The organism is Planococcus sp. CAU13 (assembly GCF_000775575.1).
Lineage (GTDB): Bacteria > Bacillota > Bacilli > Bacillales_A > Planococcaceae > Planococcus.
In genome coordinates this window covers 1-5152 of the sequence record NZ_JRGN01000002.1, presented here as the reverse complement: position 1 = coordinate 5152, position 5152 = coordinate 1, and the positions used below count along the sequence as shown (strand labels likewise).

Annotated in this window: 7 protein-coding genes; 6 read left to right on the top strand and 1 reads right to left on the bottom strand. The window is 44.9% G+C overall.

Annotated features, from left to right (window positions below; translation table 11 throughout):
* Nucleotides 1–134 precede the first annotated feature (134 nt).
* The 6 genes from KW93_RS00045 to KW93_RS00020 all read left to right on the top strand — a co-directional run bounded on the left by KW93_RS00045 (nt 135) and on the right by KW93_RS00020 (nt 4563).
* A complete protein-coding gene (locus KW93_RS00045) occupies nt 135–368 on the top strand; it encodes a DUF1146 family protein (RefSeq protein WP_033540899.1) in 234 nt (77 codons plus the stop codon).
* Nucleotides 369–733: 365 nt separating this feature from the next.
* Nucleotides 734–2032 carry a UDP-N-acetylglucosamine 1-carboxyvinyltransferase gene (gene murA / locus KW93_RS00040; protein WP_033540898.1) on the top strand — a complete coding sequence of 433 codons (1299 nt, stop codon included), beginning with the start codon at nt 734–736 and terminating at the stop codon, nt 2030–2032.
* A gap of 252 nt (nt 2033–2284) precedes the next feature.
* On the top strand, nt 2285–3274 hold the full coding sequence (locus KW93_RS00035; RefSeq protein WP_033540900.1) for a rod shape-determining protein: 990 nt from the start codon (nt 2285–2287) through the stop codon (nt 3272–3274).
* A gap of 72 nt (nt 3275–3346) precedes the next feature.
* On the top strand, nt 3347–3616 hold the full coding sequence (locus KW93_RS00030) for a DNA-directed RNA polymerase subunit beta (RefSeq protein ID WP_033540897.1): 270 nt from the start codon (nt 3347–3349) through the stop codon (nt 3614–3616).
* Nucleotides 3617–3660: 44 nt separating this feature from the next.
* Nucleotides 3661–4098 (top strand): 3-hydroxyacyl-ACP dehydratase FabZ, encoded by a 438-nt coding sequence (fabZ, locus tag KW93_RS00025; RefSeq protein WP_033540896.1) that lies wholly within the window; start codon nt 3661–3663, stop codon nt 4096–4098.
* A 90-nt stretch (nt 4099–4188) separates the two neighbouring features.
* Entirely contained in the window at nt 4189–4563 is a 375-nt protein-coding gene (locus tag KW93_RS00020; RefSeq protein ID WP_033540895.1) for a hypothetical protein, read from the top strand.
* 46 nt (nt 4564–4609) lie between these two features.
* Here the strand turns inward: KW93_RS00020 and KW93_RS00015 are convergent, their stop codons facing one another.
* The gene (locus tag KW93_RS00015; RefSeq protein ID WP_033540894.1) at nt 4610–5047 is read right to left on the bottom strand and encodes a YwpF family protein; all 438 of its coding nucleotides are present in this window, start codon (nt 5045–5047) and stop codon (nt 4610–4612) included.
* Nucleotides 5048–5152 lie beyond the last annotated feature (105 nt).

Genomic DNA, 5152 nt, shown 5'->3' with positions numbered 1-5152 from the left:
GCGTTTTTTGCCGCACAGGAAGGGCAGCTTTTTCCTCAGAGCTTAGCAGCTGAAGTCCAGACACAAAAGCAGGCAAAAGTGAATCTTACTTTTGTCTGCTTTTTTTAAATTACTGCACGACAAGGAGTGTTTATATGGAAACGATGATTGGGCAACAGGCATTACTCTCTATCTTTAGCCACATCTTTTTTACCGGCGTCTCTTTTTACGCATTGCGGGCTGTGATGTTCGAGACATGGATCCACAAACACCATGTGCTGCAGGCTCAGATTCTTTATATCTTCCTCAGCATCGTGATTGGATCAACGGTTTCAACCTTTTTCCTGAACATCTCCTCGTGGTCACGTCAATTGCCATACCTCTTCTGAGAATTGGCAATTTGGCTGGTATCTGCGCTGTGGGCACTGGCCAAATTGCCAAACCTTAGATATTTCCCGGGAAATAAATTTAATATCTATGTTTATTTTCCTACATATGGGGAAAATATCCACTGTAATCAAATTGTAATATAAAGTGGGAGACGACGGACACAAATCAAAGATTTACTACGAATAATATAAATAAGAGCATTAGTATTAAAGAAAAATAATCTGGCGGATACTTGTTATTTTAGTAAAATACATGTATCATAGAAAAGGTTTTGTTTCTAAATTATGACATTGGACTTTTAAACTTTTAATATACATTACGCAAGTTATTTCAACAGATTATTTTATACATGGAGGGCATTTCAGTGGAGCAGATCATTGTAAGAGGCGGTAACAAATTAACTGGTAAAGTAAGAGTGGAAGGTGCCAAAAACGCAGTACTTCCGGTCCTGGCTGGAGCTTTGCTTGCAGGCTCAGGAAAAAGCATCATCAAGGAAGTCCCGCATTTGGCGGATGTTTACACGATTCAGGAAGTTCTCAAAAGCCTGAACGTAAGCATTGAATACTTTCCCGAAAAGAACGAAATGCATATCGATTCTACAGCAACTTTATCAAGTGAAGCTCAATTCGAGTATGTAAGAAAAATGAGAGCTTCGATTTTGGTTATGGGACCGCTTCTTGCACGCAATGGTTTTGCTCGTGTGGCCCTTCCGGGAGGTTGTGCAATCGGCTCACGCCCGATCGAACTTCACCTGAAAGGCTTCGAGGCAATGGGCGCGAAAATAACGTTCGGCAACGGATTTGTTGAAGCCGACGTTAACGGCAGACTGCGCGGAGCAAAAATCTATCTGGATTTTCCGAGCGTCGGAGCGACTGAAAACATCATGACCGCTGCAGCGCTTGCAGAAGGTGTCACAATTATTGAAAACGCAGCAAAAGAGCCTGAAATTGTTGATTTGGCTACTTTCATCAACGAAATGGGCGGTAAAGTGTTTGGTGCAGGAACCGATACAATTCGGATCGAAGGCGTTGAAGCACTGCATGGAGCAGAGCATTATATCATTCCTGATCGGGTTGAAGCCGGCACATTCATGGTTGCGGCAGCTATCACAGAAGGCGACGTAACAATTGAAAATGCCGTTCCTGAGCACATGGCAGCTTTAATTTCGAAACTTGGAGAAATGGGTGTACGCGTCGATGAGACAGATGAAGGCCTTCGTGTACGGGCAACGCGTCCGCTTCGGTCAATTGATATCAAAACGATGCCGCACCCGGGATTCCCGACGGATATGCAGTCACAGATGATGTCTTTGATGCTGACTGCGAAAGGCAACGGTATTTTGACAGAAACAGTTTTCGAAAACCGCTTTATGCATGTGGAAGAATTCCGACGCATGAACGCTTCCGTTAAAATTGAAGGCCGCTCCGTTATTATGGAAGGTCCTTCGAAACTGCAGGGAGCTGAAGTGTCGGCTACTGATCTGCGTGCAGCAGCTGCATTGATTTTAGCTGGACTTGCCGCTGAAGGCATCACCCGCGTAAACAAATTGCATCATTTGGATAGAGGATACGTTGACTTTCATAAGAAACTTGCATCTCTTGGTGCTGACATTGAACGGGTCATCACAGAAGAATCATCAGTCATGGAAGAACAGACGGTCTAATTCATTTATTCCTTCTTTATAATTCAGACCCGGCAGCGCTCAGGCGCTGCCGGGTTTTTAAATTCACAAAATTCCTCCAGTCCGTCATTAACAGGCTATATTATTCAGTCAAATAGTAGTTTTCTTAAAATAACAATTATTTATAGGAAAATTATACAGCAGCACTGATCTTTGTGATAAAATATTCAGTTAGGAGAGTCTTTAGAGAGATACATAATAGAAGTACCATTACCGGAAGGGGTAGCAGGAATGTTGTTTTCAAAAGATATTGGAATTGACTTAGGGACGGCTAATGTTCTGATTTACGTAAAGGGCAAAGGAGTTATTCTGAATGAGCCGTCTGTCGTGGCGATGGACCGTAAAACGCATCAGGTGATCGCTGTAGGGGAAGAAGCGAGAAAAATGATCGGGCGTACGCCGGGGAATATCATCGCGGTAAGACCTTTGAAAGAAGGGGTCATCGCTGATTTTGACGTGACAGAAATTATGCTGAAGCATTTTATTGAACGGCTGAAAGTGAAAGGCTTCATGAATAAACCGCGGATCCTTATATGCTGTCCGACCAATGTAACCAGTGTTGAACAGAAAGCGATCCGTGAAGCTGCCGAAAAATCCGGCGGAAAAAAAGTCTACCTTGAAGAAGAACCGAAAGTCGCGGCTATTGGATCCGGCATGGACATTTATCAGCCCAGCGGCAATATGATAATTGATATTGGCGGAGGAACTACAGATGTTGCCGTGTTGTCTATGGGGGACATAGTGACAAGTGAATCCATAAAAACGGCCGGCGATGTTTTCGATAATGACATACTTCAATATGTCAAAAAACAATATAAATTACTGATCGGCGAACGAACGGCTGAAAACATTAAAATTCAAATTGGAACGGTTTTCAAAGGGGCGCGCAAAGAAGAAATGGAAATACGCGGCCGCGATATGGTATCAGGCCTTCCGCGTGTACTCACCATTCATTCCGAAGAAATAGAATTGGCCATGCGGGAATCGGCCAATCTGATTGTCACTTCAGCTAAAAATGTCCTGGAAAAGACACCGCCTGAACTGTCAGCGGATATTATTGACCGGGGCATCATCCTGACGGGAGGAGGGGCGATGCTGCACGGCATCGACCAATTGCTGGCGCAGGAATTGAAAGTGCCGATTTTCATCTCCGAAGATCCGATGAATTCTGTGGCGATCGGCACCGGCATCATGCTGGCCAGCCTGTCGCGCAAATCAAGATAATTTAGTATAATGGCAACATGGCGCAAAACCCACTCAAACTACGCATCTTTATTGGAAAGGTTGACGACGTAAATGGCTGAGCCGACTAAAAAGATTTCGACCCGTAAAGAGCATAAAAACGAAGAAGCGAATGGCAATCGGAAACAGAAAAGAACATTGTGGGTGCAGATCCGGATGTTTCCCATCTGGCTTCGGATCATATTGGTGATTGTTCTAATCGTTCTGGCAGCTGCTTTGGGGGCAATGGTCGGTTACGGTGTTCTCGGAGACGGAGAACCAAGAGATGTGCTGAAATGGGAAACATGGCAGCATATCATTGACATCATAAGCGGAAAAAAATAACACACACAACATTTGAAAGATAATTTATAAAAGGGGCTGGACTTATGTTGACGACTGAACAGATCAAAGCCATCCTGCCGCATCGCTATCCATTTTTGATGGTGGACCGGATTCTGGAAATCGAAGCCGGCAAAAAAGCGGTAGGGCTAAAAAATGTTTCGGCCAATGAGGAATTTTTCAACGGCCACTTTCCGGGCTACCCGGTAATGCCGGGTGTTCTGATTGTAGAAGCGCTGGCGCAGGTTGGTGCAACAGCTGTACTTCAGATGGAAGGCAACGAAGGCCGCCTTGCATTCTTCACAGGCATAGACAATTGCCGCTTCAAGCGCCAGGTTGTACCCGGTGATCAGTTAAGGCTGGAAGTGGAACTCACGAAACTGAGAGGGCCGATGGGCAAAGGCCATGGCATCGCGACAGTGGACGGTGAAATTGCCTGCGAATGCGACATTCTATTCGCTTTGGGGCCAGTAGTTTCTTCATAAGTAATTGAAGACTGCCGGATCCCTCAGTGGTAATCAATAAATAAAGCACAGTCAGACGACTGATTTCTTGCTCGAATATGGGGGGATTTAATGTATCAGACATTACCGGCTTCAGTGAAAAGCAATATCACACGTTCCATATCAAAGCAGTTCGAGGAATATATGGCTGAGATTGAATGGAAAGAAGAGCTTTTCAATATAGAAAACTTTTTGCAGTCATGGCGAAAATATATAGTGGAAAATGCGAAATGGTATGCAGAGCTTTCTGACGATGTGAAAGCGAGCAGCGGATTCCATGAAAATCTGGCGCTTAAGATGAACCAGACAATTTCCAAAATTCTCAGCGAACCGCCGACAGCGGAACAAATTGAGCAGATTGAAGCGCTGCAGAAAAAAGAAAATCGTAAAATTGATTTTTCCTGCAAAGCGGAGGCTGCTTTTATACTGAACAAATTTGGCAGCTGAATCCAAAAGGCCCGGTGAAGGAGCATTTCCTTCACCGGGCCTTTTCTTATTTTGCCGCTTCGTCTTTGCGAAGAACGGGACGTGAACGCATATCGCTCTCGAAACGATTGAGCAAGGCATCACCTTCCAAACCGTCTTCAAGCAATTCCGACAGCAGCGTTTCTGCATATTTGCGGCGCGCGCGCTTCAGCGTGCCTTTCATCAGGACTGAAATATGTTCACCAATCCGCTTTACACCGTAAACCCCAACTTCAAAGGTTGCCGGCTCGTTTTCAGGATAGGAAATGACCACTTTGACATCGTTGATTTCACCTGACTCCTTCATGCCCAGAAATTTTTCCTCATGGGATAAATCCACCAGCATTTCAAGTACCCAGGAACGGTGGCTGTTTTCCTGGTTGATGATGATTCCGTCTTCCAGCGGAATGTTGATGACATCGTCATTTTCGACGAGCCCCACCGACAGCATTTTAAAGGTCTTCATCCATCTGCCTCCCAAATCGATCTTTTGTCCAGTATAGCATAGCCAAGACATTAGCCGAAGCTTGCGAGGCTAAGTCTTTGCGACGAAGCAGCGAAGCGATGCAGG

Excerpts from the sequence above, each read along its gene's own strand:
- KW93_RS00045 (WP_033540899.1), top strand. The coding sequence starts at position 135 with ATGGAAACGATGATTGGGCAACAGGCATTACTCTCTATCTTTAGCCAC.
- fabZ (WP_033540896.1), top strand. The coding sequence starts at position 3,661 with ATGTTGACGACTGAACAGATCAAAGCCATCCTGCCGCATCGCTATCCA.
- KW93_RS00015 (WP_033540894.1), bottom strand. The coding sequence starts at position 5,047 with ATGAAGACCTTTAAAATGCTGTCGGTGGGGCTCGTCGAAAATGACGAT.
- KW93_RS00030 (WP_033540897.1), top strand. The coding sequence starts at position 3,347 with ATGGCTGAGCCGACTAAAAAGATTTCGACCCGTAAAGAGCATAAAAAC.
- KW93_RS00020 (WP_033540895.1), top strand. The coding sequence starts at position 4,189 with ATGTATCAGACATTACCGGCTTCAGTGAAAAGCAATATCACACGTTCC.